The sequence below is a fragment of the Slackia heliotrinireducens DSM 20476 genome (assembly GCF_000023885.1).
Taxonomy (GTDB): domain Bacteria; phylum Actinomycetota; class Coriobacteriia; order Coriobacteriales; family Eggerthellaceae; genus Slackia; species Slackia heliotrinireducens.
This window is the reverse complement of sequence record NC_013165.1, coordinates 175,750-202,217: the sequence shown is the minus strand read 5'-3', so window position 1 is coordinate 202,217 and position 26,468 is coordinate 175,750. Positions and strand designations below refer to the sequence as shown.

Annotated in this window: 19 protein-coding genes and 3 rRNA genes; 4 read left to right on the top strand and 18 right to left on the bottom strand. The window is 61.0% G+C overall.

Going from position 1 to position 26,468, the window contains the following annotated elements; genetic code table 11:
* The 4 genes from moaA to modA all read right to left on the bottom strand — a co-directional run bounded on the left by moaA (position 1) and on the right by modA (position 4,677).
* Positions 1-1,002 (bottom strand): GTP 3',8-cyclase MoaA, encoded by a 1,002-nt coding sequence (gene moaA, locus SHEL_RS00810; protein ID WP_012797345.1) that lies wholly within the window; start codon positions 1,000-1,002, stop codon positions 1-3.
* A 97-nt stretch (positions 1,003-1,099) separates the two neighbouring features.
* Positions 1,100-2,215, bottom strand: coding sequence for a sulfate/molybdate ABC transporter ATP-binding protein (locus tag SHEL_RS00805; protein ID WP_012797344.1), 1,116 nt, complete (start codon positions 2,213-2,215; stop codon positions 1,100-1,102).
* On the bottom strand, positions 2,199-3,620 hold the full coding sequence (modB, locus tag SHEL_RS00800; protein WP_041422430.1) for a molybdate ABC transporter permease subunit: 1,422 nt from the start codon (positions 3,618-3,620) through the stop codon (positions 2,199-2,201). The genes SHEL_RS00805 and modB overlap by 17 nt, the downstream gene beginning before the upstream one ends.
* Before the next feature lie 124 nt (positions 3,621-3,744).
* On the bottom strand, positions 3,745-4,677 hold the full coding sequence (gene modA / locus SHEL_RS00795; protein WP_012797342.1) for a molybdate ABC transporter substrate-binding protein: 933 nt from the start codon (positions 4,675-4,677) through the stop codon (positions 3,745-3,747).
* 235 nt (positions 4,678-4,912) lie between these two features.
* Between modA and SHEL_RS00790 the strand changes: the two genes are divergently transcribed.
* Positions 4,913-5,278 (top strand): winged helix-turn-helix domain-containing protein, encoded by a 366-nt coding sequence (locus tag SHEL_RS00790; RefSeq protein WP_254303248.1) that lies wholly within the window; start codon positions 4,913-4,915, stop codon positions 5,276-5,278.
* A gap of 50 nt (positions 5,279-5,328) precedes the next feature.
* Here the strand turns inward: SHEL_RS00790 and mobB are convergent, their stop codons facing one another.
* The 7 genes from mobB to SHEL_RS00755 form a co-directional block, all read right to left on the bottom strand.
* On the bottom strand, positions 5,329-6,510 hold the full coding sequence (gene mobB / locus SHEL_RS00785) for a molybdopterin-guanine dinucleotide biosynthesis protein B (RefSeq protein WP_050749493.1): 1,182 nt from the start codon (positions 6,508-6,510) through the stop codon (positions 5,329-5,331).
* Positions 6,511-6,637: 127 nt separating this feature from the next.
* On the bottom strand, positions 6,638-6,955 hold the full coding sequence (locus tag SHEL_RS00780) for a YerC/YecD family TrpR-related protein (protein WP_012797339.1): 318 nt from the start codon (positions 6,953-6,955) through the stop codon (positions 6,638-6,640).
* A gap of 170 nt (positions 6,956-7,125) precedes the next feature.
* A 5S ribosomal RNA gene (rrf, locus tag SHEL_RS00775) occupies positions 7,126-7,240 on the bottom strand.
* Between the two features lie 107 nt (positions 7,241-7,347).
* Positions 7,348-10,325 (bottom strand): 23S ribosomal RNA (locus tag SHEL_RS00770).
* 347 nt (positions 10,326-10,672) lie between these two features.
* Positions 10,673-12,185: ribosomal RNA gene (locus SHEL_RS00765) — 16S ribosomal RNA — on the bottom strand.
* Together the 16S, 23S and 5S rRNA genes form the textbook arrangement of a ribosomal RNA operon.
* Positions 12,186-12,651: 466 nt before the next feature.
* Positions 12,652-12,846 carry a hypothetical protein gene (locus SHEL_RS00760; protein WP_012797338.1) on the bottom strand — a complete coding sequence of 65 codons (195 nt, stop codon included), beginning with the start codon at positions 12,844-12,846 and terminating at the stop codon, positions 12,652-12,654.
* A gap of 4 nt (positions 12,847-12,850) precedes the next feature.
* Positions 12,851-14,209, bottom strand: coding sequence for an amidohydrolase family protein (locus SHEL_RS00755; RefSeq protein WP_012797337.1), 1,359 nt, complete (start codon positions 14,207-14,209; stop codon positions 12,851-12,853).
* 112 nt (positions 14,210-14,321) lie between these two features.
* Between SHEL_RS00755 and SHEL_RS00750 the strand changes: the two genes are divergently transcribed.
* Positions 14,322-15,074 (top strand): class I SAM-dependent methyltransferase, encoded by a 753-nt coding sequence (locus SHEL_RS00750; protein WP_012797336.1) that lies wholly within the window; start codon positions 14,322-14,324, stop codon positions 15,072-15,074.
* A 216-nt stretch (positions 15,075-15,290) separates the two neighbouring features.
* Here SHEL_RS00750 and fusA read toward each other — a convergent pair whose 3' ends face one another.
* The 4 genes from fusA to SHEL_RS00730 form a co-directional block, all read right to left on the bottom strand.
* A complete protein-coding gene (fusA, locus tag SHEL_RS00745) occupies positions 15,291-17,354 on the bottom strand; it encodes an elongation factor G (protein WP_012797335.1) in 2,064 nt (687 codons plus the stop codon).
* Between the two features lie 395 nt (positions 17,355-17,749).
* Positions 17,750-18,547 (bottom strand): TM2 domain-containing protein, encoded by a 798-nt coding sequence (locus SHEL_RS14665; protein WP_012797334.1) that lies wholly within the window; start codon positions 18,545-18,547, stop codon positions 17,750-17,752.
* Between the two features lie 136 nt (positions 18,548-18,683).
* A complete protein-coding gene (locus SHEL_RS00735; RefSeq protein WP_012797333.1) occupies positions 18,684-19,910 on the bottom strand; it encodes an MFS transporter in 1,227 nt (408 codons plus the stop codon).
* Positions 19,911-19,973: 63 nt separating this feature from the next.
* Positions 19,974-20,579: a DUF6652 family protein gene (locus SHEL_RS00730; protein ID WP_012797332.1), complete on the bottom strand. Its 606-nt coding sequence runs from the start codon at positions 20,577-20,579 to the stop codon at positions 19,974-19,976.
* A 76-nt stretch (positions 20,580-20,655) separates the two neighbouring features.
* Between SHEL_RS00730 and SHEL_RS00725 the strand changes: the two genes are divergently transcribed.
* Positions 20,656-21,603: a hypothetical protein gene (locus SHEL_RS00725; RefSeq protein ID WP_012797331.1), complete on the top strand. Its 948-nt coding sequence runs from the start codon at positions 20,656-20,658 to the stop codon at positions 21,601-21,603.
* A 164-nt stretch (positions 21,604-21,767) separates the two neighbouring features.
* Positions 21,768-22,370 (top strand): HD domain-containing protein, encoded by a 603-nt coding sequence (locus SHEL_RS00720; protein ID WP_012797330.1) that lies wholly within the window; start codon positions 21,768-21,770, stop codon positions 22,368-22,370.
* 468 nt (positions 22,371-22,838) lie between these two features.
* On the opposite strand, the gene SHEL_RS00715 is transcribed toward SHEL_RS00720, so the two are convergent.
* From SHEL_RS00715 to SHEL_RS00705, 3 genes are read right to left on the bottom strand one after another with little or no spacing between them, the layout of a single operon-like run.
* On the bottom strand, positions 22,839-25,061 hold the full coding sequence (locus SHEL_RS00715; RefSeq protein ID WP_169304477.1) for a VWA domain-containing protein: 2,223 nt from the start codon (positions 25,059-25,061) through the stop codon (positions 22,839-22,841).
* Positions 25,062-25,069: 8 nt separating this feature from the next.
* Positions 25,070-25,756 (bottom strand): hypothetical protein, encoded by a 687-nt coding sequence (locus SHEL_RS00710; protein WP_012797328.1) that lies wholly within the window; start codon positions 25,754-25,756, stop codon positions 25,070-25,072.
* A complete protein-coding gene (locus SHEL_RS00705) occupies positions 25,753-26,397 on the bottom strand; it encodes a zinc ribbon domain-containing protein (RefSeq protein WP_012797327.1) in 645 nt (214 codons plus the stop codon). The genes SHEL_RS00710 and SHEL_RS00705 overlap by 4 nt, the downstream gene beginning before the upstream one ends.
* Positions 26,398-26,468 lie beyond the last annotated feature (71 nt).

Here is a 26,468-nt window from a genome sequence, read left to right as displayed (position 1 = left end):
TTAGCCTCCAATTTGGCTCATCTTGCGTTCGGTGCCGATCTTGTCGTGGTGCTCGTCGGGCTTCATGCCCAAAGCCGCCAGGAACACGTTGCGGATATCCTCGTCGGTCCCTTCGCGAACGGCTGCACGAACATCCAGCTCCTCGTCGCTGAACAGGCATGGGCGAATCTTGCCGTCGGCCGTCATGCGCAGGCGGTTGCACTCGCTGCAGAAGTGGCGCGACAAGGGAGAAATGAACCCGACGGTTCCCTTGGCCCCTTCGAACTCGTAGTAGCGGGCGGGACCCCAGCCCGTCGGCGTGTGCTTGGACGCCGGCTTCAGCTCGGGAATGCCCTCTTCGCGGCAGCGCGCGTTGATGGTCTCCATCACCTCGTCACAGGACACCACGTCCTGCGGCCCCCAGCCGGTGCCGTCGTAGCCGGCGCTTTCGCCCACCGGCATGTACTCGATGAAACGCATGTGCAGCGGACGGTCCACCGACATGCGGGCAAATTCGTACAGGTCCTGGTTGAGGCTGCGCACCACCACGGCGTTGATCTTCACCGGATTGAAGCCGGCCTCCAGGGCAGCGTCAATACCCGCCATGACGTCGGCCACATGCCCTCTGCGGGTGATGTAGTGGAACTGCTCTTCGTCCAGCGTGTCCAAGGAGATGTTCACGCGGGAAAGCCCTGCCTCCTTCAGCTCGGCGGCCATCTTCGGCAGCAAGATGCCGTTGGTGGTCAACGCAACGCTCTCGATGCCTGGCGTGCGCATGGCCTCCTTGATCAGACCTGCGATGCCTTTGCGCACCAGCGGCTCGCCTCCGGTCAAGCGTAAGCGGGAAATGCCCATGCCCGCAGCCACGCGGATGATGCGCTCGATTTCTTCCAGCGACAGAATGTCTTCGTGGGAAAGTGCGGACACGCCCTCTTCGGGCATGCAGTAGCGGCACCGCAGGTTGCAGCGATCCGTCAGCGATATCCGCAGGTAGTCTATGACTCGCCCGTGCGAATCCTTCACGTGTACCCTCCCGACTATTTCAAGGCGCGCAACGGAAATCTCGCGTTTCCGTTGCAGCGTCCTATTATTCTTGTTGGGGTACTATGCTACCTCACTCTTAACGAGTTGTCACATACGTTTTTTCAGTCGGTATCCGAATGTAAAACTCGTCGCCGCGGTCGGGAATGGAATTGCCGTCCATAGCCAGCTTGTCGACTTTCCACTGCATGTGCGTACGGGAGAACTGGCCTGTCTCTTCGCGGGACGCCTCCTCCAGCGAAACGTTCGCGCCGCACCCGTCCAAGAACGTGACCATCACCGTGCGCTCGAACCGGGAGTCGCTCACGCGGTCGGCCCGCACGCGGTACGTGTTCGGGCCGGGTCCGTCAACCCGCTGCAACATGAAGGCGCGCACCCCGAAATACTTGACGTCATCAGGCACGACGCTATCGCACATAACGTCGATGCCCCACACGGGCAGATGCACCATGTGGTCGTCGACCTTCTGGGCCTGCGTCGTGTTCTTGCACCCCGACAGTTTGATGGTCGCCAAGGACTGCGGGCGGTCGACGATATCCTGCTTTGGCGAGAGCTCGTTGATGTGGCCGTCTTCAACCACGGCAATGCGATCGCAGAAACGGAACGCCTCGTCGATGTCGTGGCTGACGTAGAGGATGGTTCCCTCGTAGCTTTCGAATAGGCCCAACAGGTTCTGCTCGAGCTCGCTTTTGAGGTGCGAATCCAACGCCGAGAAGGGCTCGTCCAGCATAAGGATGTCGGGCTGCGCTGCAAGCATGCGGGCCAACGCCACGCGCTGCTGCTGGCCGCCGGACAGATTGAACGGGTAGCGCTTGCCCATGCCTTCCAAGGAGAACCGCTCCAGCTGTTGTTCGATCATGGCCTTGCGGTCGGCGGCGGACACGGACCGGTCGATGCCGGCGGCGATGTTCTTCTCCACCGTCAGGTTAGGGAACAGCTGAAAGTTCTGGAACAGCAGCGCCGTCTTGCGCTTCTGGGCTGACAGGTTGATGCGGGCAGACGAGTCGTAATACGTTTTGCCGTTCACTACGATGACACCCTCATCAGGTGTTTCGACACCTGCGATGCAGCGCAGCGTCATGGATTTACCGCAGCCGCTGGCACCTAAAAAACCGATGGTCTCGGCTTCGGCGTCGAAGGCCACCTCCAACGTGAACTGCGCAAGCTTCTTCTTGATATCAATGTGCAGGCTCATCGTCCGTCACCTCCTTGCGCTTGAAGCGCTGCGTGCGCGAAGAGTAGATATTGATGAACAGGATCACCAAAAACGAAATCAGGATGACAACGATGACCCAGAAGATGGCCACATCGGTTTTGCCGCCCATCCAGTCGAAGTAGATGGCGATGGGTATGGTTTGCGTGACGCCCGCGTAATTGCCTGCGAAGAACAGCGTGCACCCGAATTCGCCCATCGCGCGAGCGAAGGCGAGCACGGTGCCGGCCGCGATGGAGGGCCAGGCCAAGGGCAGCATGAGCCGCGAGAAGATCTTCGTTTCGCTCCAACCCAGGGTGCGGGCGGCGTCCAGCATGGCCGCATCCAGGTTCTCGAAGGCACCGCGGGCCGTGCGATACATCATGGGGAAGCCCACCACGATGCAAGCTATAACGGCTGCAGGCCAGGTGAACACCAGGTCCAGACCGTGCGCGATAAACCAGCGCCCAACAGGGGTAGAGGTTCCGAACAGCAGCAGCAACAGAAAGCCGCACACCGTCGGCGGCAGCACCATGGGGATGGTGAACACCGTGTCCACAACGCCCTTGAAACGGTCGTCCATACGGACGGTTCCCCAAGCGGCCAGAAGACCCAGCAGGAAGATGACGACGATGGCCACGCCGGTGGTGCGCAACGACACCCACAGCGGCGACCAGTCCAGCTTCTGGAAGAACTGCACCAGCGCCGCGAATCCCGTGGCCTTCTCTTTAACCACGGTGGAATCGGCCGCGCCCAGGATGCCCGTATCGAAGAACAGCGCGCCGCCGGATCCGTCCTCGGAGCCTTCCAACGTGCAGGTGGCGTAATAGTAACCCTCTTCGATCTCGATGCCGAAGCGGTAGGTGTATTCGCCCACGACAACCGTGTCAGACGTCGTGAAATACGTGGTCGACGACATCTTGGCAAGGGGCTGACCGCCCTTGGATGCGGCTTTGTCCAGCGCCGTCAACGTACTGAGAAAATCCGTTTGGAACTCGGGATCATGTATGTCTTTGCCCAGTTCAGTAAGGACATCTTCGGGAATGTACACGATCATGTACGCATCTGTGACCACTGCGGCGAAGGCATTCTGTCCAGCCATGGTGAAGCGGTACCCGTAATACACGTCGTCGACGCCGCGGTTGGTGCCGCGAGCCAGACGCTTGAAGCTGCTCATCCCGAAATCGCAGGTATCCAGAATGCCCGCATCGGTCTCTTCGGAGACGGCGACCGTCCCGTCGGAGACGGCGACCGTCCCGTCGGCATCGGCAGCCGCATCGGACGATTCCAAGGCGTTGCCCTGTCCGTCGACCGCCGTCGCATCGTCTGCAAAGGCCGCACCGGCACCAAAGACGCATGCGAACGCACATGCGCATGCGATCATCAGTATTCGTATGCGTCGATCCATGAGTCCCCCCTGTGGCCTTGCTGTGCCTTCAGGCATTGTATCCCATTACAGAAGGCGTCGGCCGCGCATATCGCAGCCGACGCCTTTTTCAGTACGTATCCGTATCGACCAAAACCGATAGAGGTTATGCGGCCAGCTCGAAGCCGTACTCGGCGAAGATCGCCTGGGCAGCGGGATCGGTAAGGCAGAAGTTCAAGAAATCTTGAGCCACTTCGGCGTTGGTGGACGTGGTGCAAACGGCGCCGGGGTACACGATGGCGGAATGGGCATCGGCAGGAACGGTGTAGATGGCCTGGATGCCGTCATAGCGGTAGATGTCCGAGGTGTACACGAAACCGAGTTCGACCTGGCCTTCGCTCACGTAAGATGCGACGGTGCCCACCTTGTCGGCGCCGGCGTTGACCTTATCGGCAACGGAGGCGTCCCAGTCGATGGTCATGACGCCGTCGGCGTCGGTGTTGATGGTGCACAGGCCGGCGGTCTCGAGGGACTGAACGGCGTACTTGCCGGCGGGCACAGCATTGGGCTCACCGATGGCGAAGCTGGCGATGGCGTCGGTGCCCAGGTCCTCAAGACCCGCGATGGTGATGTCGCTGTCGGCGGCGGCACACACGACCAGGTCGTTCAGGAACATGTCGACGCGGGTGGCCTCGTCAACGGTGCCGTCTTCGACGGCCGTGTCCATCTTACCGGAAGAAGCGGAGATGAACAGGTCAGCAGTAGCTCCGCCGGAAAGCTGGCTCACAAGGTCGCCGGAAGACTTGAACTGGGTGTCGGCGAAGGTGACGTTCGGATTCTGCTCGGTGTAGAGGGCCTGGACTTCAGGAAGGCACTTCTCCAGGGAGTTTGCCGCAAAAATCTGCAGCTGGACAGGCTCGGCCTCGACGGCTTCTTCGGCTTCGCCTTCAGTCTCTTCGGCGGCCGGCTCGGTCGCCTCAGTCGTTTCCTCAGCACTCTGCTCGGCTTCTTCGGTGCCGCCGGAGCAGCCGAACAGGCCGAAGGCAGCGATAAGCGCAACCGCCATGGTACTGGCAAGCGCAACCTTCCATTTCTTCATGATACCCTCCTATGGTCAACAATAGAGAACGTGCGTAAGAAACCCTAGCACGTTAGTTTGATTTTATTCTTGTGTATATATGTTGTCAATAATCTATATTCTCATTTGTATATCATGTTTCGTCACGTTTTGTCACGTTTCGTACTTCGTTGTATTGCTGATATTTCTGTTTTTGCTTTCTAGCGAACCAAGACTATAGCGATTTAAGGTAGTATGTGCGCAGGGGTAATAAAGCATGACAGGACAGAGGTGGGTCATGACCGCATTCAACACCATCACGCCCGACGTTCGGATCAGCCTGCAGACCGAAAAGGGCAACTTCGCATACGGGCCGGGCATTGCAGCTCTCTGCCGCGGCGTGCGCAACACCGGATCGCTGAACCGCGCCGCCAAGAACATGCATATGGCTTACAGCAAGGCGTGGCGCATCATCAAGGAGACTGAAGAGAGCCTCGGATTCATGCTGCTGAACCGCGACGGCGCCCGCGGCTCGACGTTGACCGACGAGGCCGTTAAGCTGTTGGACGCCTACGATGCCCTCAGCGCAGACGTCCAGGCGTTCGCCGAAAAACGCCTGGCGGAAATCTTCGAGAAGAACTAGAAAGCCATCCGCATGTCGAAGGCCCGCATGAGCGGGCCTTTTTCATGTTTCTATTTGTCGCCGTCGTCGAGGATGCCTTGTTCGACGCGATGCAGCTCTTCGGGCGTGTTCACATTCACGAAGCATCCGCCGGCAGGCACTGCAGAACGCACCTCGTCCCTCGTGAAACCGCGCAGGCGTACGTATTCGAACATGCTGGTCGCCGATGCCGAGCCTTTCTCCAATGCAGCCGCAGCCGCCTTCAAGCACTCGTCACGGCGATACACCGCATGGAACGGCTCGTAGCCGAATTTGGTTACAGGAACGACCGCTTCGACACGCTCCTCGTGAGCCACCTGGGCCTCCGCGACAATCAATGGCGCCGACGCGAACACCATGTCGCAGGCGACAAGGGCCACCAGAGGCGTCTGTGCAGCCTGCAGCGCCGTATATACGCCGCGCAGAGCGCCACGCGTATCGTAGAAGTCGGTTACCAGACGCGGACGGACCGGCAGGTCCACCTCGTCGAGGAACGTCAGCCGTTCGGGCTCGTTCGTGGTGATGATGAGTTCGTCTGCCGCAGGAGAAACGCGCTGGACGATACGCTTGAGCAGCGGCTCGCCCAAAAACGGAACGCAGGCCTTGCTCTGTCCCATCCGACGGGACTCACCGCCCGCCTGGACCACAACGGTCAGCTTGGGCCGCACGTACCATACCATGAGGAAATCTACGATCTCCTTTATATCCTCCAGCCCGAAACAAGGGATGCCGTGTTTGACAGCAGCCGCATGTACCCTGGGCATGTCGGAAACCACCGCATGAGGCGACCCTCCGCGCACGGTGGCAAGCTCGCAGAACTCGTCTGCTGCCGCATGGTCTCGTTCGTTCCCGTCGCGCATGACCTCGATCACGTCCAGGCCGCTTTGGCGGAACCCCTCGACGATAACAATGTCGTGGCCTGGCATGGTCTTCAGGATGTCGAGGCAATCAGGCTCTTCATCCAGTTCGGTTATACGGGCCATACGCTTCGGCGAGACGACAACCACGTCCCGCGAACCCGCAGCCCGATGGCGGTACGAATCCTTGCCAGGATAGTCTATTTCGAAATCGGAATGGCCGTGATGCTTGAGAGAGCCCACGTTGACACCGCGGTTCACCAGCTCCGCAATGACCTTCTCCAAAAGCGTTGTTTTACCCGAATTATGTCTGCCCACAAAAGAAATGGCAGGCGACGGTATGAATAGCTTCCCCATATTGCCTCATATTGCCAGACCGAAGCCTGGCCCTCCCTAGACGTATCAAGCAATGCGTTAACCGATAGTACCACAATTGGCTCCATATACAAGAAATGGCCCCGAAGGGCCATTCGAATGGAAGCTGCTATTCTGCGTCAGGCTCGTCTCCTTGTGAACCTTTTCCATTCAGAACATCCAAGGCAAGCCGATATCCTCCGCTCCCGTAGTTGAGCGCCTTTGATACGCGTGCAATAGTAGTAGCGGAAGCGCCGGTGATTTCCGCAATGGCAGTGTAGGGTTTTCCTTGGCTGAGCAATTGCGCCACTGAAAGCCTCTGCGAAGTCTCTTTGATTTCGCGGATGGTGAACAGGTCCTCGATTAACGCATACAGTTGGTCTTTGTCGTCCATTGCCGACAGGACCTCAAGCAGCATTTCGACTTCCTGCGTCCGGAGGTTGCTCATGAAACAATACCCCTCTCAAAAGTCGTACATGACGTATTCTACCCCACTTTTAGTGATATTCCGTCATAAACGCTGTGAACGAGGCAAGGCCAAACAAACGGCATGAACATAAAACAAAAAGGAGATTTCCTTTGTTGGAAATCTCCTTTTAAAGGCAAAAGTGCCCCTCGCGAGCGCGGCGTCCTATCCTCCCACGGACTTCCTCCGCAGTACTTTCGGCGATGGCGGGCTTAACTGCCGAGTTCGGAATGGGGTCGGGTGATCCCCGCCTCCGTGGCCGCGCTCGCGAGGGGCGCTCTTCGAGACAGGCGCCCTGAGGGCCGCATAGCGTCGCTCCGAATCCTTCCAACCTGTTCGCATCCCATGCCGTGCGGGCCCCCTCGCGGGGTCCGCGCGTGAAGAGCTCGGGCTATTAGTGCCGCTCGCCTGAACACGTCGCCGTGCTTGCAGCTGCGGCCTATCGACCTGGTGGTCTTCCAGGGCCCTTACCGAAGGGAGAACTCATCTCGGGGGAGGCTTCCCGCTTAGATGCCTTCAGCGGTTATCCCGTCCGCACGTGGCCACCCGGCGGTGCCGTTGGTCGACAACCGGTACACCAGAGGTGCGTCCGCCCCGGTCCTCTCGTACTAGGGGCGGCTCCCCTCAGTTCTCCTGCGCCCGCGGAGGATAGGGACCGAACTGTCTCACGACGTTCTGAACCCAGCTCGCGTACCGCTTTGAATGGCGAACAGCCATACCCTTGGGACCGACTACAGCCCCAGGATGCGATGAGCCGACATCGAGGTGCCAAACCTTGCCGTCGATGTGGACTCTTGGGCAAGATCAGCCTGTTATCCCCGGAGTACCTTTTATCCGTTGAGCGACGGCCCTCCCACGTGGGGCCGCCGGATCACTAGAACCGACTTTCGTCCCTGCTCGACATGTGCGTCTCGCAGTCAGGCCCGCTTGTGCTCTTGCGCTCTGCAGACGGTTGCCGACCGTCCTGAGCGGACCTTGCGCGCGCCTCCGTTACCTTTTAGGAGGCGACCGCCCCAGTCAAACTACCCACCTGGCACGGTCCGCGCGCCGGATGACGGCCGCGCGTTAGGCTGCCGGAGCGGCGGGGGCAGTATTCCAAGGGCGACTCCACGGGGGCTTGCGCCCCCGCTTCGCGGTCTCCTGCCTATCCTCTACGCGCCGAACCAACAGCCAATGCCAAGCTGCAGTGAAGGTTCACGGGGTCTTTCCGTCCTTCCGCGGGTAATTCGCATCTTCACGAATAGTACAATTTCACCGGGTCCATGGTCGAGACAGCGCCCAAGTCGTTACGCCATTCGTGCAGGTCGGAACTTACCCGACAAGGAATTTCGCTACCTTAGGACCGTTATAGTTACGGCCGCCGTTTACCGGGGCTTGGCTTCAGGGCTTCGCCTTGCGGCTAACCCATCCGCGTGACCTTCCGGCACCGGGCAGGCGTCAGACCCTATACGTCGCCTTGCGGCTTGGCAGAGTCCTGTGTTTTTGGTAAACAGTCGCTTGGGCCTCTTCGCTGCGGCCCCCGGCGGCTCGGGGAGCGAGTCCCTCCACCGCCAGGGGCGCCCCTTCTCCCGAAGTTACGGGGCGATTATGCCGAGTTCCTTGACCATGGTTCTCCCGATCGCCTCGGTATTCTCTACCCGCCCGCCTGTGTCGGTTTTGGTACGGGCGCCCTCGGGCCTCCCTAGGGGTTTTTCTCGGGAGCATGGGATGACCGGCTTCGCCAGAACGGCTTCGTCTCGCGTCTCGGGATGCGTGCGCGGCGGATTTGCCTGCCGCGCTCCCTACGCGCTTTCACGGGGACGTCCAGAACCCCGCCCGGCTGCCCTTCTCCGTCGCCCCGTCGGTGGTATCGCCCCGAAGGCGGTACAGGAATGTCAGCCTGTTGCGCATCGGCTACGCCTTCCGGCCTCGCCTTAGCCCCCGACTGACCCTGGGGGGATTAGCCTCGCCCAGGAAACCTTGGGCTTTCGGCGGCAGCGTTTCCCGCGCTGCTCTCGTTACTCATGCCTGCATTCTCACTTCCCGGCGGTCCACCCGGGGTTTCCCCCGAGCTTCGCCCCTGCCGGGAAAGCTCCCCTACCGACGGGCCGTAAAGGTCCGTCCCGCCGCTTCGGCACCGTGCTTAGCCCCGTGTATTGTCGGCGCATGTCCACTCGACCAGTGAGCTGTTACGCACTCTTTGAATGCATGGCTGCTTCTAAGCCAACATCCTGGTTGTCTAGGCAAACGCACATCCTTTGCCACTCAGCACGGATTTGGGGGCCTTAGCGGGCGGTCTGGGCTGTTTCCCTCTCGGCCGCGCGGCTTAGCCCGCACGGCCTGACTCCCGGCCTGACGATGGCGGCATTCGCAGTTTGGTCCGTTTCGGTAGGCTGTGAGGCCCCCTAGACGGTCCAGCGCCCTACCTCCGCCATCCACATTTGCCGAGGCTAGCCCTAAAGCTATTTCGGGGAGAACGAGATATCTCCGGGTTTGATTGGCCTTTCACCCCTATCCACAGGTCATCCCCTCCGTTTTCAACCGAAGTGGGTTCGGCCCTCCACGCGGTCTTACCCGCGCTTCAGCCTGCCCATGGATAGATCACCCGGCTTCGCGTCTGCGGCATGCGACTGGATCGTCGCCCTGTTCAGACTCGCTTTCGCTGCGGCTCGCCAAACGCTTGGCCTCGCCGCACGCCGCAACTCGCAGGCTCATTCTACAAAAGGCACGCCGTCACACCGCATGGGTGCTCCGACTGCTTGCAGGCGCACGGTTTCAGGTGCTGTTTCACTCCCCTCTCGGGGTGCTTTTCACCTTTCCCTCACGGTACTGGTTCGCTATCGGTCATCGGAGAGTGTTTAGCCTTGGAGGGTGGTCCCCCCTGCTTCGGACCGGGTTTCACGTGCCCGGCCCTACTCGGGGACGCGCTCGCGCAGGGGGCGTCGGTTCGCGTACGGGGCTCTCACCCTGTTCCGCCGGCCTTCCCAGGCCGTTCCGCTCCGCCGCCCCTTTGTGACTGCGCGGGGGGGCTGAGGCCCTCCCTTGGCGCGCCCCGCAACCCCCGGCAGGCAACGTCCTCAGACTTTGACGCTCTGCCGGGTTTGGGCTCGTCCGCTTTCGCTCGCCGCTACTCGCGGATTCTCGGTTGATTTCTCTTCCTCCGGGTACTTGGATGTTTCGGTTCCCCGGGTTGGCCCGGCCGCCCTATGTGTTCAGGCGGCCGTGCCCGGGCATGGCCCCGGGCGGGTTCCCCCATTCGGAGATCCGGGGATCTCAGGCCGTTTGCGCCTCCCCCCGGCTTATCGCAGCTTGCCGCGTCCTTCTTCGCCTTCCGATGCCAAGGCATCCGCCGTGCGCCCTTGGTATCTTCTCGCGCCGGGGCCGCATGGCCCCGGCCCGCACGCATGTAACGATTCAATGTGTTACGGATAGAACAAGTTGTTCGTTTCGATCGGAAAATTGATCTAGATTCGCTTCTGAAAGATGCGAACATCCGCAGGTCCTTATACTTTGCAGTCAAGAACTGATGATGTTTCGCATGATTTTCGGAAAAATCAACGCTATGCGACTTTCAAGGTGCCCGCCTTCTCGGGGGCGACCCTGAAAACCGGACGCTGCGCGCAAGGCGCATCCAAGCGGGTGCCGGCCGGGGGCACGGAGAAACGCATCCCCTCCGGCGCGCGGAATCGCTCTCTATGTTCGAGCTTGGGCTCTCCCTAGAAAGGAGGTGATCCAGCCGCACGTTCCCGTACGGCTACCTTGTTACGACTTCACCCCCCTCACCCTCCACACCTTCGACGCCTCCGCCCCTTAACGGGTTCGGCCGGCGGCTTCGGGTGCAGACGACTCGGGTGGTGTGACGGGCGGTGTGTACAAGGCCCGGGAACGCATTCACCGCGGCGTGCTGATCCGCGATTACTAGCAACTCCGGCTTCACGGAGGCGGGTTGCAGCCTCCGATCCGAACTGGGGCCGGCTTTGAGGGATTCGCTCCGCATCGCTGCGTCGCAGCCCGCTGTGCCGGCCATTGTAGCACGTGTGCAGCCCAGGGCATGAGGGGCATGATGACTTGACGTCGTCCCCGCCTTCCTCCGGCTTGGCGCCGGCGGTCCCGCATGAGTCCCCAACTTGATGCTGGCAACATGCGGCAGGGGTTGCGCTCGTTGCGGGACTTAACCCAACATCTCACGACACGAGCTGACGACAGCCATGCACCACCTGTGCAGGCTCCGGTCAGGCCACGGCGTTTCCGCCGCTTCACCTGCATGTCAAGCCCTGGTAAGGTTCTTCGCGTTGCTTCGAATTAAGCCACATGCTCCGCTGCTTGTGCGGGCCCCCGTCAATTCCTTTGAGTTTTAGCCTTGCGGCCGTACTCCCCAGGCGGGGCGCTTAATGCGTTGGCTGCGGCACGGGGGGTCCGGCCCCCCACACCTAGCGCCCATCGTTTACGGCTGGGACTACCAGGGTATCTAATCCTGTTCGCTCCCCCAGCTTTCGCGCCTCAGCGTCAGTGAAGGCCCAGAGGACTGCCTTCGCCGTCGGTGTTCCTCCCGATATCTGCGCATTCCACCGCTACACCGGGAATTCCATCCTCCCCTACCTCACTCGAGCCGGCCAGTTCGGGTCGCTTCCGCGGGTTGAGCCCACGGCTTCGACGAGGCCCGCTTGGCCGGCCGCCTGCGCGCGCTTTACGCCCAATGAATCCGGATAACGCTCGCTCCCTACGTATTACCGCGGCTGCTGGCACGTAGTTAGCCGGAGCTTCTTCTGCAGGTACCGTCATGTTTCTTCCCTGCTGAAAGCGGTTTACGACCCGAAGGCCTTCGTCCCGCACGCGGCGTCGCTGCGTCAGGGTTCCCCCCATTGCGCAAGATTCCCCACTGCTGCCTCCCGTAGGAGTCTGGGCCGTGTCTCAGTCCCAATGTGGCCGATCAGCCTCTCAGCCCGGCTACCCGTCGTCGGCACGGCGGGCCGTTGCCCCGCCGTCTACCTGATGGGCCGCGACCCCATCCCCTCCCGTCTGGGCTTTCCCGGCCGCAGCATGCGCTGCTGCCGGAGTATCCGGTATTAGCCACGGTTTCCCGAGGTTGTCCCGGAGGAGGGGGCGGGTTGGTCACGTGTTACTCACCCGTTCGCCACTGTATGTCCGCCCGAGGGCGGTTTAATCGTTCGACTTGCATGTGTTAGGCGCGCCGCCAGCGTTCATCCTGAGCCAGGATCAAACTCTCCGTTTGAATGTAGAGGCGGGGCCTTCCGGCCCCCGCCCTGCGTTCTGTCCGGTTCTCCGTTCGACTGGCCTGTCTTCGTTTGCATGTTCCAAAGGAAAGACTAGGTTGTTAGTCTGTACAAAATTGATCAAAGATTCGCTTGAATTCGCTTGCGTCACAGTATCCGGTTTTCAAGGTGCCCCCGGGCCTTTCGGCCCCGGCGTCGCCCGCGGCGGTCGTACCGCCCCGCGGCGCGAGTGAATATATTACGCGCCTCCCCCGCCCGAGTCAAGGGATTTCTCGGAAATCGGCCGGATCCGGCCCTTCGGGCGGCGTCCGTCTCCACAAATCCAGGTCGAGCGTTTGTTGCGCGTTCACATTCCATTCTCATTTCCAACAAATTCCGGTTTTGGACGGTTTTCGCTATGATACGTATGCATAAAGAAGCGGCGCCGGAAACCCGACGCCGCTTCTATCTATATAGGTAAGAGTCTTACGCTCCGCCCATAGCCATAATGGCGATGGTAGGAATGCCAAGAGCAAGAACCAGGATAATGCACACGACGACAGTGAATATCTTCTTGGTGCGCTCAGCGGCTTCCTTCTTCTTGCGCGCGGCCTCTTCGCGGCGCTGGGCCGCTTCGATCTTGGCGGCCCTTTGCTTGGCCGTCATCTTCTGTTTTGCCATAAGGTTAGTCCCTCAACCTTCTACGAATACGGATTGCGCTACGCATGGCTTCGTCTCGATCCACATGGCCCGAGTACTTGCCGCGATCGTACAACACCTTGCCCTGCACCATAGTGAAAATGACGTCTGATGCCGAAGCGCTGGTAACGACCGCCGTTACGGGATCGACCAGCGGGGTCTGTCGCGAGCTTGCCAGGTCCACGGCAATGATGTCCGCACGCTTGCCGACTTCCAGACTGCCGATCTCGTTTTCCATACGCAGTGCGCGGGCGCCGCCCAAGGTGGCGAGCTCAAGCATGGTGGATGCGCTCAGGAAGCTGTTGCGGTCGACGGCACGATGGATGAGCATGCCGAGGCGCATCTCCATGAACATGTCCGCCGAGTCGATGGCGGCCGGCGAGTCCGTTCCCAAACCGACGCGCAAACCGGCGCGGAGCAGTTCGGGCAGCGGCGCCAAGCCCATGCCGAGCTGGGCGTTGCAGCGGGTGCTGATGGCAACGGCCACGTCATATTCCTTCAGACGGGCGATGTCGTCTTCGTTCACATGCACGCAATGCACGGCCAGCACGTCGTCGCTGTTGAACGCATCCCAGTTGAGTGCGTAGTTCACAGGCGTCACGCCGGTGGGCAACCACATCGGGCGGTCGGTCAGGTTGTCGTTCGTACGAGTGATGCCGCGAACCGACAGGGGCATGGTGCCCCTCATGACGTAGTTGTACTCCTCATAACTGCCGGCGATATGCATGGCGACAGGAATGCCTTCGGCCTCTGCCACCTCGTTGACCTTGCGGTAGATGGTGGGGTGGCATGCATGCAGCGCCTTGGGTGCGATACCGACGACGGTGCGGTCGGGGTCGACCTTCTCACGCCATTTGCGGATGTCCGCCAGCGCAGCGTCGATAGCCGGCTGGACGGCCGCCTTCTCCTGCGCACCGACGGAGCGATATACGAAGGAGCGAAGGCCCAGGTCCTGCAACGCCTCACAAGAAGCGCCGGAGCCGGTGAACTCCGCAATGGTGGTGATGCCGCCGGAGATCATCTCCATTCCGCCGAGGAGGGCGGAATCATACCGATCGTCCCAAGTGAGCATGTCGGCTTTGCGATGCTCCTCGGCCAGCCACTCGCCGTAAGGGACGTCGTGGACGATGCCGCGAAGCACGGTGTACTCCATATGGGTATGGAGGTCGACAAGGCCGGGCATGAGAGCCGCCCTGCCGAAGTCCTTCACTTCCTCCTCCGGATTACGGGCCTTCAGGCGCTGGGCGCTGCCGATTTCGGCAATTCGTCCGTCCTTAACCAGAATGGCACCGTCCTCGATGGGATCGGAAGTGACGGGGATGATGTGTTCTGCTGTAATAATCATGCGGCCATTCTAGCGCAAGAAGATTCGGCTATACTTCTGAGTTGCGTCAAAACGCATAGACGGCACGAAATCCGCCACGATTATATATTCAGGTACGTAGATAAGAGCGGCTATGAGCGAAGAGCACCATGTAGTGGACACCGCAACCGGAGAGGATGCGCCGGCGGAGGTTTCCGAGGAACGAGTTCAGCACATTTTCGGCGCCATCGCCGAGCAGTACAAGAAGTTCAACGCCGTGTCGAGCTTCGGGCTGTACAAAGGCTGGCTGCGAGCGACGGTCGATGCTGCGAACCTGGCGGCGGAATCGGACCTGCTCGATTTGGCCGGCGGAACGGGCGACGTGTCGTACATGGCAGCCCAGCGCCGCAAGCCCGCGCACGTGCAGCTGACGGATTTCGTTCCCGAGATGCTCGCGGTGGCCAAAAAACGCTACCAGATGGGCGAAAACAACGGCGTCCCCTTCGATTTCGAGGTTGTGGACGCGCAGGACGTGCCCTACGACGACTGCTCTTACGACGCGGTGACCATGGCTTACGGCATCCGGAACATTCCGGACCGAATGAAGGCGCTTTCCGAGGTGCACCGCGTGCTTAAGCCGAGCGGCACCTTTGCATGCCTCGAGTTCTCCACCCCTCCGAATCCGGTTTGGCGCGGCCTGTACCATATATATTTGAAGGTGATGATTCCGTTCTGGGGCTGGCTGTTCACGAAGGACCGCCCTAGCTTCGTGTATCTGGCCGACTCCATTCGGGCCTTCCCTCCTCAGGAGGAATACGCCCAGATGCTTCGCGACGCCGGGTTCAAGGACGTGACCTGGAAGAACTACGCCGGAGGCATCGTCGCCATCCACACCGGCACGAAATAAACGAGTTTTTGGCCCTGCTGAGCGGGGCCGTTTTTTCGCACGGCAAAGCCCGGTCGACGTAGTGCGGCCCGTATGGGGCGCGTGCTTGCGAAATCGGAGCAGATGGGTGCCGCCGCCTGAATCTGTCCCCAGTGACACATTTTTGTGTCAAAAGGAAACGTCCCTACTGACACAAAAGGGCCCCCGAAGGGGCCCTTCTGGAGTTCCGTTCGGAACTTAGTTGTTGCGGCTTGCCTGGTACTCTTCGACCAGCTTCTGCTGGACGTCGTACGGAGCCTGCTCGTAGCCATCATGCTCGATGGTGTAGGAGCCGGTGCCGCGGGACAGGCTTCGCAGGTCCTTGGCGTAGGTGATGACCTCGGCGTAAGGAACGCGAACCATGATGATGGTGTCGCCTGCGTCGTTGGAGTCGGTGCCTACGATGCGGCCGCGACGGGTTGCCACGTCGCCCATGACGGAGCCCGCGAACTCTTCGGGAACGGTGACGTTCATGTTCACCATGGGCTCGAGGATGACCGGGGCGGCCTTCTCGCATGCGGCGCGGAAGCCGATGCGGGCTGCAGTCTTGAACGCCATTTCGTTGGAGTCGACCGGGTGATAAGAGCCATCGTACACGGTGCACTTGATGTCCTGCATCGGATAACCGGCCAGGAAGCCTTCGGCCATGGCGTCCTGAACGCCCTTGTCAACAGCGGGGACCAGGCCGCCGGGGATGGCGCCGCCCTTGATGGCGTCGAGGAACTCGTAGCCTTTGCCCGGATTGGGCTCGAGACGCAGCCAGCAGTCGCCGAACTGGCCGGAGCCGCCGGTCTGCTTCTTGTGGCGACCCTGGGCCTCGGCGGTCTTCGTGATGGTCTCGCGATACGGGATGCGGACGGGCAGCACGTCGACTTCGATGTTGGCCTGTTCCTTCAGACGGTTGAGGATGGTCTGGACCTGGGCCTCGCCCATGGTGGTGATGACCGTCTGGTGGGTTTCCTCAAGACGCTCGACGCGGACGGTGGGGTCGGTGTCGGTCAGGCGGGACAGGAAGGTGCCGAGTTTGCTCTCTTCCTTCTTGTCCTTGGCTTCGATGGCGATGGGGTACAGCGGCTCGGGGAAGGGCAGCGGAGCGATTTCGATGTCGCCGGTATGGGACAGCGTGTCGCCGGTGCGTGCGTCGTCAAGCTTCGGCAGCACGATGATGTCGCCTGCGAATGCGCTCTTGACGTCCTGAGTCTCCTTACCCTTCATGATGTACACGTGGCCGATGCGGTCCTTCTTGCGCGTGCGGGAATTGACCACTTCGACACCGGGTGCGAAGGTGCCGGAGATGACCTTGACGAAGCTCAGACGCCCGACGAAGGGGTCGGCCAGGGTCTTGAAGACGAAGCCTGCGGGCTGCTGGTCTTCCTTGGTCACGAGGATCTCGCCGCCGTCGGCCAGGGCGATGGGGCCGTGGGCCGTGGGATGCGGGAAGTAGGTGCAGATGTCGTCCATAAGGGACTTGATGCCCTGCAGCACGATGGTGGAGCCCACGAACACGGGGATGAAGAGCTCCTGGGCGATTGCCTTGTCGAACAGGCCCTCCAGCTCTTCCTGGGTCAGCTGCTCTTCACCATCGAGATATTTCATCATCAGTTCGTCGTCGGCCTCGGCGACCAAGTCGCAGAGCTTGTCGCGGGCGGCCTGCGCCACGTCGGCGTACTCTGCGGGAATGTCTTCGATGCGGTCGTTGTTGCCGTCGATGTAGTGCGCCTTCATGCGCAGGACATCGATGACGCCGCGGAAGTCGCGGTCGACGCCGATAGGAATGGTGACCGCGCCCAGACGGCTGCCGAAGCGAGCGTGCAGCTGAGCCATGATGACGTCGAAGTTCGCGTTCTCGCGGTCGATGTGGTTGATGAACACGGAGCGGGAAAGGCGCATGTTCTCGGCCTCATGCCACAGGCGCGTGGTCATGACCTGCGGGCCTGCCACGGCGTCGATGACGAACATGGCCATTTCGGCGGCCTGCATGGTTGCCAGGGTGTCGCCGATGAAGTCGGGATGGCCTGACGTGTCCAGCAGATTGATCTTGTAATCGTTATACGGGATGGGCGCGATGGAAGTGCTCATCGTGAACTTGCGCTTGATCTCCTCGGGATCGTAGTCCATGTAGGACTTTCCATCATGCGTAGTGCCCATGCGCGGAGTCTGGCCGGAAATGTAGAGCATTGCCTCTGCCAGTGACGTCTTGCCCGCACCGTCCTGTCCGACCAACACAACGTTGCGGACATGAAGGGTCTCAGGAGCTGCCATGAAAACCACCGTCCCTTTCTGGGGTGTACCCCCTACGACTGGCAAATAGTGTCTTCACAAGTTTACCTTAATTCGGCGTCATTCGGGTCACATATCGCAGATTCATTCCCGATTGTCGTGAACCGCCGCCGCTCCTATCGGTCTTCATATGACGAAACCGCGCGTCCGCCGGTGGGTGCGGCTGCGTAGTTTATGAGAGAACACACCGCACCTGCCAGAGGTTGCGCGCTTCCAAGGACGCCCGCGAGCGAAGCTGGGTGCATGCAGCCCGACGAAAAGGACCGCACGTCCGGTTCCGTTGGTTGTACCACCCTCGGCGAAAGGTGCCTTCGACACGCATGAGAAAGGGCCGGATGCCCGGCCCCGATGGCTTTTCTTCTTCGGCGGGAGGCTCGTCAGAACCATTCCCTGTTGTTGAACACGTATTCCCGTTCGAAATCGATTTGCGGTTTGACCAGGTACATGATGCCTTCGACAACGCCGATGACCCACACGACCGCGCCCGCCAGGCCGAACGAGATGAGGCTTCCCAAAAGCGTGATGCCCAGCATGATGAATCCCGCGCGGTGATATCCCAGATAGAACTTGTGGATGCCGAACGCGCCCAGGAAGATGCCCAGCAACCCCGCGGCCACGTGGTCCTTCTGGTGGGCCAGCGGCTGGATCGGAGGCCTGGGCTGGGGCTGATACGTGCCGTACGCGTTGTGCGGATAGGCCGACTGCTGCGGACGGTATGCCCCGTGCTGCGAAGCCTGGGTCTGCTGCGTCGGTTGCACAGGCTGAGGCTGCGGCGCGGGCTGGGCCTGCGGCTGAGCCGGCTGCACAGGCTGGGTTGCAGCCGAAGCGCCAAAGACAGTTGCGTTGTATGCAGGGGCCGGCCGCGGAGGTTCAGGGGGCGTTGCCGGCTTGGGCGCATATCCGGAAAGCGTTGCCGGAGCCTGCGAGTTGATCGAGTCTATATAGGCCTGCACGTCGATGGTGTGGTCCTGGTATTGAACCGTGGACACCGGCGTGTTCTTGCGGTACGCGGCAAACGGATCGGGCGGAGCCGCCTCTTCCACGGGAGCTTCCGGCTGCGGCGCGGCCATGGCCCGCGCGGCGGAAAGCTCCTCAATGCGCTTTTCGGCAGCCTCAAGACGCGCACGCAATGCCTTGATTTCTTCATCAGGCGTCAATCTTTGATTGTCGTCCACAGCTGCCTCCTCACGTGTTTTCGTATGGCTCCATCCTAATGGACGAAACGGCCAAATGCGCGAAACGCTGCCATTTCGTCACCCATGTCATGCGTCCGTTACGTTGCGAACGCCCCGACGGCTGAAACGGGAGGCCTTATCCTTCCCTGGTACCGTCCACCTGCATCATGCAGACGAACCCAACGGCAAACAGGATGACCAGCGAAAACACGCCCAGGCTAGACGCGCCGGTCAGCATGGTGATGGTGCTGACCAGAAACGTTCCCATGACCGAGGCGTATTTGCCGAAGATGTCGAAAAACCCGTAGTACTCGTTGGCGTGGTCCTTGGGGATGAGCTTGCCGAAGCCCGAGCGGGACAGCGCCTGGATGCCGCCTTGGAACAGGCCCACCATGATGGCCAGAATCCAGAATTCCGTGGCGGTTTTCAGGAACAGCGCCGCGAACAGAGTGATGAACATGTAGCCGGCGATGCCCACCAAAAGCATCTTCTTCGTGCCGAACCTTTTGCCCAAACGGCCGTAGATAATGGCGGCCGGAAACGCCACGAACTGGGTGACCAGCAGGGCCAACACCAGCTGCGTGGAACTGATGCCCAGGTCGGTGCCGTAGCTCGTGGACATGCGGATGATGGTGTGCACGCCGTCGATGTAGAAGAAGTACGCGATGACGAAAAAGCGCAGCGAGCGGTCGGCCCAGATGTTCTTCAGGGTTTCGACCAGGCTTTTCAGGGTGTCGGCCATCATGCGCTCAGGGCGGCTCTTGTAGTGGGTCTGCTCCACGTTGCGCAGCAGCGGAACGGTGAAGGCCACCCACCAGACAGCCGTGATGGCGAAGGCGAGCTTCATGGCCACGCCCATGCTCAGGCCGATGGACTCATGCCCCAGCACGATGGCCAGGCAAATGATGAACGGGATGCAGCTGCCCACGTATCCCCAGGCGTACCCGTGGCTGGACACTTCGTCGTAGCGGTCCTCGGTGGTTGCGTCCACCAGCAGCGCATCGTAAAACACCATCGACGAGTTCAGCATGACCGCCGCAATGACGTACATCACCAAGAACACCATGGCGTTCGTCGGGAATCCCAAGGCGATGCACGCCACCGCACCAGTTCCCACCGTGCCCACGATGAACTTCTTCTTCATGCCGCGCATGTCGGCCAGGCTGCCCAAAAACGGCATGGCCAGCGCAATGATCAACGACGCGACCGTTTCGGCATAGCCCCAGGCCACCACGACGCTGCCCGTTGCGATGGATCCGAAATACACGGGGATGAGCGCGGTCGAGAGCAAGACGAAGGCGGAATTGCCGACGTCGTACATGATCCAACTTTTCTCGGCTTTGGTCATCTTCTGCGAAGCCATGGACACCCCCCTGCGTAAACACGAACAGGACGCATTGTACCCCAGTTCAGGGGCGCAAGAGGACTATCGGATCGGATACCTCGGATAAATTCGTGACAGCGGTATGCCCATCTGGCTCACCCACGGCTTTCCCTGGGAGAACAAAGCGATGGCGTCGATGACATCCAGCACGAAACAGCATTGCATGACGATATGGAACGTCATTCTGCCTGCGGATATGATGTAGAACCTGCGCAGGTTGGCGACGTAGCAGATGGCCCACACCGAGCCGCTCATCATGACGAGCCACCCCAGGGCGACCATGACCGGCACGGCTACCATGCTGATCAGAATGACGCCGGGAATCACGGCTATGAGCACCATCGCGGCAATCAGCAACCCGCCGTTCAGGAAGAACGGAATCAGGCCCAGCTTCATGAACAGCATGATGCGGCGCTGCAGCGCCATGACCTCGAAGATGTTCTGACCCGCCCGCACCTGCATGACGATGGCCTCGACAGCCGAGACAACGGCCGTTGCGAAGCCGAACCCGAACCCGCCCCACAGCATGGTTTCGAGCACATCCGCGCTTACGCGGCCGTCGAGCAGGATCGGCAGAACGAACACAACGCTGAGGAGCACCACGGTGGCAACGGGCGAGATCCAATATACAGCTTGGTTGCGGTGCATGTTTTCCTCCAATCCACCGACCGCTGAAATGGTACCATAGCTGCGTTCATCAACGTCTAACGGTATGGAGGTACGTATGCCGGCAGTGTTGACCCACGATTTCTTCGGACAGGACGTCTACGACAAGGCCCGCGGGTTCTTCGGCGACGGACAGGATGCCCGTGACGCGTTCCTGCTCGGCAACCAGGGTCCCGACCCCTTGTTCTATCTGGTCGTTCTTGCGAACAAATCCGCCCGCGACTTTGTGAAGCTGGGCAGCCGCATGCATCATGACTCGCCGTCGAAGCTCCTGGCATCCATGGCCGCCGCTGTCGGACTGTGCCCGGTCAACGACCGTGACATCGCCCGCGCCTATGCGGCCGGGTTCATGTGCCACTACACGTTGGATTCCAACATGCACCCGCTGGTCTACGCCCAGCAATACGCCATCTGCAACGCCGGCGTCGAAGGCCTGACCGAAGCCGACGGAAGCGACGTCCACGCGGAAATCGAACGCGACTGGGACGAAATGGTGCTCTATACGAAAACCGGCAAGACCATCCGCACCTACAAGCCCTACGAAGAGGTTCTCAAGGCTTCCGACCACACTCTTTCAATCATCGACGACATGCTGTCGTTCGCAATCAAGCAAACCTATGACCTGGACATTCCTAATAATCTGTTCACCCAGGCCGTGCGTCGCTTTCGCCTGACCCAGAAGGGGTTCTACTCCCCCGACAAGGTCCGCCACCACGCTGTCGGTGCCATCGAGACCAAGCTGTTGCGTCGCAACCAGTCCTTCTACGCGGCCATGGCGCACCGCGACCGCGCATCGCTCGACAGCGACTTCGACAACCGCGACCACCTGCCATGGACGAACCCCTACGTAGACGAGGTTCGCACCGACAGCTTCTGGGACATTTTCGACAACTCCCAAGACCTTGCCGTCAGCAACATTGAACGCATGCTGGCGCCCGGGTTCAACGTCAGCCAAGCACAAGAGATTACGCAGGGGCTCGACTTCAGCGGAAAGCCCGCCGAGTAACGCAAAGGGGGGTCGGTCGTCCGGCGCCCCTTTTTAACAGTGGCGAACCGACAGCCGGCCCAAACGACCAAGCCGAATCGAAGGATTTCCCCTTCGCGGGGTGGCACGGCCGCGTTCGATTCCTTACAATCGTCTGGACGTTTCCGCAACGAGAGAGGACAAACATGGCAACGCTGGACGCAGGCATTTCCCGCGAGCGCGCATTCGAGCTGCTCAACGAGCATAACAAGGATCCGTTCCACATCGAGCACGGCGAAACCCTCGAGGGCATCATGAAGTATTTCGCCCGCGAGTTCGACCCCGAGAACGAAGAGTTCTGGGGCATCGTCGGCATGCTGCACGACCTGGATTGGGAAGAGCATGACGATGAACCCGAGCTGCACACCGTGTACGCTGCCGACATCCTGCGTGAGGCTGGCGGCTCCGAGGAGCTCATCCGCGGCATCCAGTCCCACAACTCCGATTTCAACGAGTCGCTGCCCAAGCCCGAGCATCAGATGGAGAAGATCCTGTTCGCCTGCGACGAGCTGTCCGGCCTGATCGGCGCTTGCGTCCGCATGCGCCCGTCCCACAGCGTGATGGACTTCAACGTGAAGTCGCTGCGCAAGAAGTTCAAGACCAAGAGCTTCGCTGCCGGCTGCGACCGCGAGGTGATTACTAAGGGGTCCGAGATGTTGGGATGGGACCTCGACACTCTCTTCGGTCGCACCATCGAGGCGATGCAAAGCTTTGCTCCTGACAGGGACACGTTCGGTCAGGAAGCATAGACCAAGCCGACGCTGCAAACGACGGAAGGGCCCCATCTGGCCCCTTCCGCGGAAGCTCACGTACGCCAGTACGCTACGCTTCCGCGGCGGGGTCATCTGGGGCCCTTCCCCCGTTTTCGCTGTCTTTGCCATCACCCCACCTTCACCGCCGTTGAAACAGGTTGGGGTAGCCGTCCCGCCGGGCTGCTGTTCGCTTCGCGAAAGCGCAGCCCTTCGCTGCCTTGCTCGGGACAGGGCCGTCCCGCCGCCCGCTGTTGCCTTCGGCAAAGCGCGGGCTGCGCCGCCTGGGGTCGGAACGGGGCTCCAGGGCGGAGTCCCGAACGAAGGCCGTCCCGCCGGGCTGCTGTTCGCTTCGCGAAAGCGCAGCCCTTCGCTGCCTTGCTCGGGACAGGGCCGTCCCGCCGCCCGCTGTTGCCTTCGGCAAAGCGCGGGCTGCGCCGCCTGGGGTCGGGCGGGCGACCACTTGCTTTAGCGGCGAATGGTTCGCACGCGATGGGCGGTGTACAGGATGCCCAAGATAACGGCTGCCAGGGCGGCTATGCACAGGGCAAGGGCCGTGTAGTAGCCGACACGGGAGTTGTCCATGATTTCGGCGGTGGAGTTCGCCTCGGCGGCATAGGTCACGTCGTAGGAGCCGTCGCCGTCTTCGTCCACCTTCAGGGTCGTGATGTCGGAAACCTCGGCGGTCATGTCGGCCTGCATGTTGCGGTTCACGGGAACGTCTTCGAATTCCCGCAGGTCAGCATAGTCGCCGTTCTCATCTTCGAAGCCGACGGTGCAGTTCATCGTGCCCGACCCCGTGCCCGTGATCTCGACGTTGTAAGGCTCGCCCTCTTTCAGACGAAGGATCTTGACGCGATCCTCGGCCTCTTCGTCGTCAGCCTCGCCATCACCGTCGCGGGTCTCCTCAAAGGTCAACGATCCAAAATCGGCGCGGGTACTCAGGTTGTCGTCGCTGGAGTCCAGCACACCGTCCGGAGTGCTGACGCGCACGTCGACGGGGCAGGCTATGCGCACGTAGATGAACCGCGTGCCGTTGATGTCGTCGCCGATGTCCCCGAAGAAGTAGCGCAGCTGCGAGGCGTCGTCCACCTCGTAGTGGCACCCGGGCGAGGCGATGCCCTCCATGACGCGCTGGCATTCGGCCTTGTCGGACACGCTCTGGAAGAATCCCAGCGTGTAGATGGTCACGCCGTCGTCCTTGATCTCGTTCGCGTAGGCGATCAGGTCGTCGCCGACCAGGCCCTCGTTGGCCTCACCGTCGCTCATCAGCACGATGATCCGCTTGTCCGATCCGCTGCCCTCAAGCCGCTCATAGGACACGCGCAAAGCGTCCTCGATGTTGGTGCCTCCGCCCGCAGACAGGTCGCGAACGGCGGCTTTCAGGGCGTACTCGTTGTCGGTCGAGTCGATCACGTTGCGCGCGGAGCTGTCGTAGCTCACCAGGCACACGTCGGCGTCGCTCTTGAAAATGGTGCTGGCGAATTCCCGCGTGGCCGTCTTCGTCTCGTTCAAAGGCTCGCCGTCCATGCTGCCGGACGTATCCAGGGCCAACACGACATGCCTGCTCGACGCGTCGTTGGGGTCCACTTTGCTGTCGCCCATCAGAGTACGCGGATCGACGCCGTTGTCTTCGCACTCTTGAATGTCGTCGATCATGCGCTGCACGCACCGGGCATACGCAGCGGCGCCTTTATCGTTCGGATGGACGGAGTAAGCGCTCGGACCCTCAGGCTTCAGGTCCTGCGGCTGCGCGTTGATCTTTACCCGATTGATGTACTCGTCGGACGTGTAAGCCTCATGACCTGCGAATTCGTCTTGAACAGACACGAAATAGATGTTCATGTCCTCCTGCTGGCATTCTTCCACCAGGTTCTGGATCTCGTCGTTGAAGGCCTGGACGGAGTCGTCGATGAGCTTCGCATCCTCCGCGCTGAACAGAAAGCCGCTGCCTTCCCGCGAGATCAGCTCAGGATATCCTGCGACGATGATCTTCGCCTGCGGCCCCGCCTCGTAAGCGATGTTCCCGTACAGGAGTTTGAGGTAGTCGCGAACACCCTGGTCCTTGTAGAACTCGCCCCACACGTTCCCCAGCTTGTCCCGCAGGTTCCCGCGCTCTAGAACAGGGATGTCGTTCATCGCAGCGGTCGTGACGATGTCGACGAACCCCACGTCGTTTCCGCCCATGGTCACGGTGACGTAATCGGTTGTTCCGGATTCGATGCCGTAGAACACGTCCGCCTGGGGAATGATCGACCCCTCCCCTTCGACGTGGTATGAGTTTCCGGCGCCCACCGTCTCCTCATATACATAGGGCTTGGATTGCGGGCCGTAGAAATTGGCGTTGACCGCGCCGGACGAGGCCACGAAATACCAGTTCGTGTCACGATGGTCCTTCATGAGGAACTCGTTGCCGTCGACGTCTTTCACAACCAGCCGCCCCGACCAGCACAGCTCGGACCTATGGGCGAGCCAGTCTTGGCTTTCAACCTTCTCCTTCATGGGAAGGTCCTGGTCGTAGAAGGGTTCGATGCCTTCGCCGGAAGAATAGGAGTCGCCGATGGACACGACGACCGGATCGCCGTTCTCGTCGTAGGCGAAGGCGTCCTGGGCCTGCAGCGCCGCGCACGTGACAGCAAGCGCAAAAGCCAGAATCCAAAAGGCGCAGGTACGGCGCAGTTCGTGTGTCATGTGTTCGCTCATCGCCGATCGAGCTCCTCCACCGTCAGGGCATCCAGAGTCGCCGCGTCGATGCGGTCGACCTGCACCACGTGCAGCATGGATTCATGGGGTACCACGTGGTAGAACGTGTTGGTTTGGCTGTCGTAGGCGACCACGCTCTCGGATTCGGACACGACCGTCTGCACGTCGCGGGTCGATTCGAAGTTGTACGACGTAGGGTTCGCCATCACCACGCCGTCGAAGACGAACAGCACCCACAGCTCGCCGGACGGGGTGGTGTATTCGGCCTTGTACGTGGGGTGCGCGTCCGAATAACCTGCGACCTCGGTGGCGGGGGCATACTCCCCGTCCATCGTGTATTCCGAGGTCACGACGCATTCTTCAAACCCGCGGCCCGCCAGTTCACCCAAAACCTCGTCTTCGGTCATCGTGTCGGCGGAATCCTGCGCGGCCACGACATCCAGAACGTCGGAGTTCGCCTCGTAGTAGGAAGCGGCATCGTCGTCCGCGTCGGTTGCGGCCTCGGCCTCGCCGGCTTCGCCCTCTTCGGCATCGGTCGCTTCCGTCTTCTCGTCGGCACCGATGGAAACCATGGTCTCGGCCTTGTCGGCAGCTTTGTCGCTCAGCAGAAACGCGGCGCCCACAGCAGCGATGACCAGGGTCAACAGCACAACGGCGGCTATCAGGACAGGTGACTTTCTCATCGGATCGTCCCCCTTTCAAGGTTGGCAGATTTCGAAGCGGCGTGAATCAGGCACAAAAGCGAGCAGAGCGAAAGCCCCGTGCCTACGCCCGACGGATACAGAAACGACGTGGCAATGGCGGCCACCAGCATCAACCTGCCTGTGCTGTGCACGTCGCGCATCAGAATGCAGGCCACCAGCAACACCAATGATATGACCAGGCACAATGCAGCCCACACGCGGGCGGAACGGAACGGATGGGCGTCAGCCGCACCAATGGCCAGACCGCCGGCACACCGCAGGAACCCGAAACAGGACAGGAGCATGGGCACAAGACCCGCAGCCATGAAGGCCATGGCGGCCTTGGCCGTACCCTGGCGCGTGTAGGTCATACCGAAAGACCCGATGGCATCCGGCGTGCTTTTGACCAGGAAATACACCCATGCGACCGCTGCTGCAAGCAACAGGACCGCTGCCAGGAACCCCGCCGCGGCGATGCTTCCGCCCAGCGGTTTGCGGTTCGACGTTCTCTTGGGCGTGACAGGTTTCGCGACGGCCGCCGGCGCAGGCGCCGCCCCAGAACGCGCGGGAACAGCCGCACCACACGCCGGGCAGAACGCAGCGCCCGGCCGAATCTCAGCTCCGCACTTTCCGCAATACACGACGCCTCCCTCGCTTCGATGTTCTCACATGTCCACTATACGGAAGAATTCTCGGTTTTGTTGTACAACTT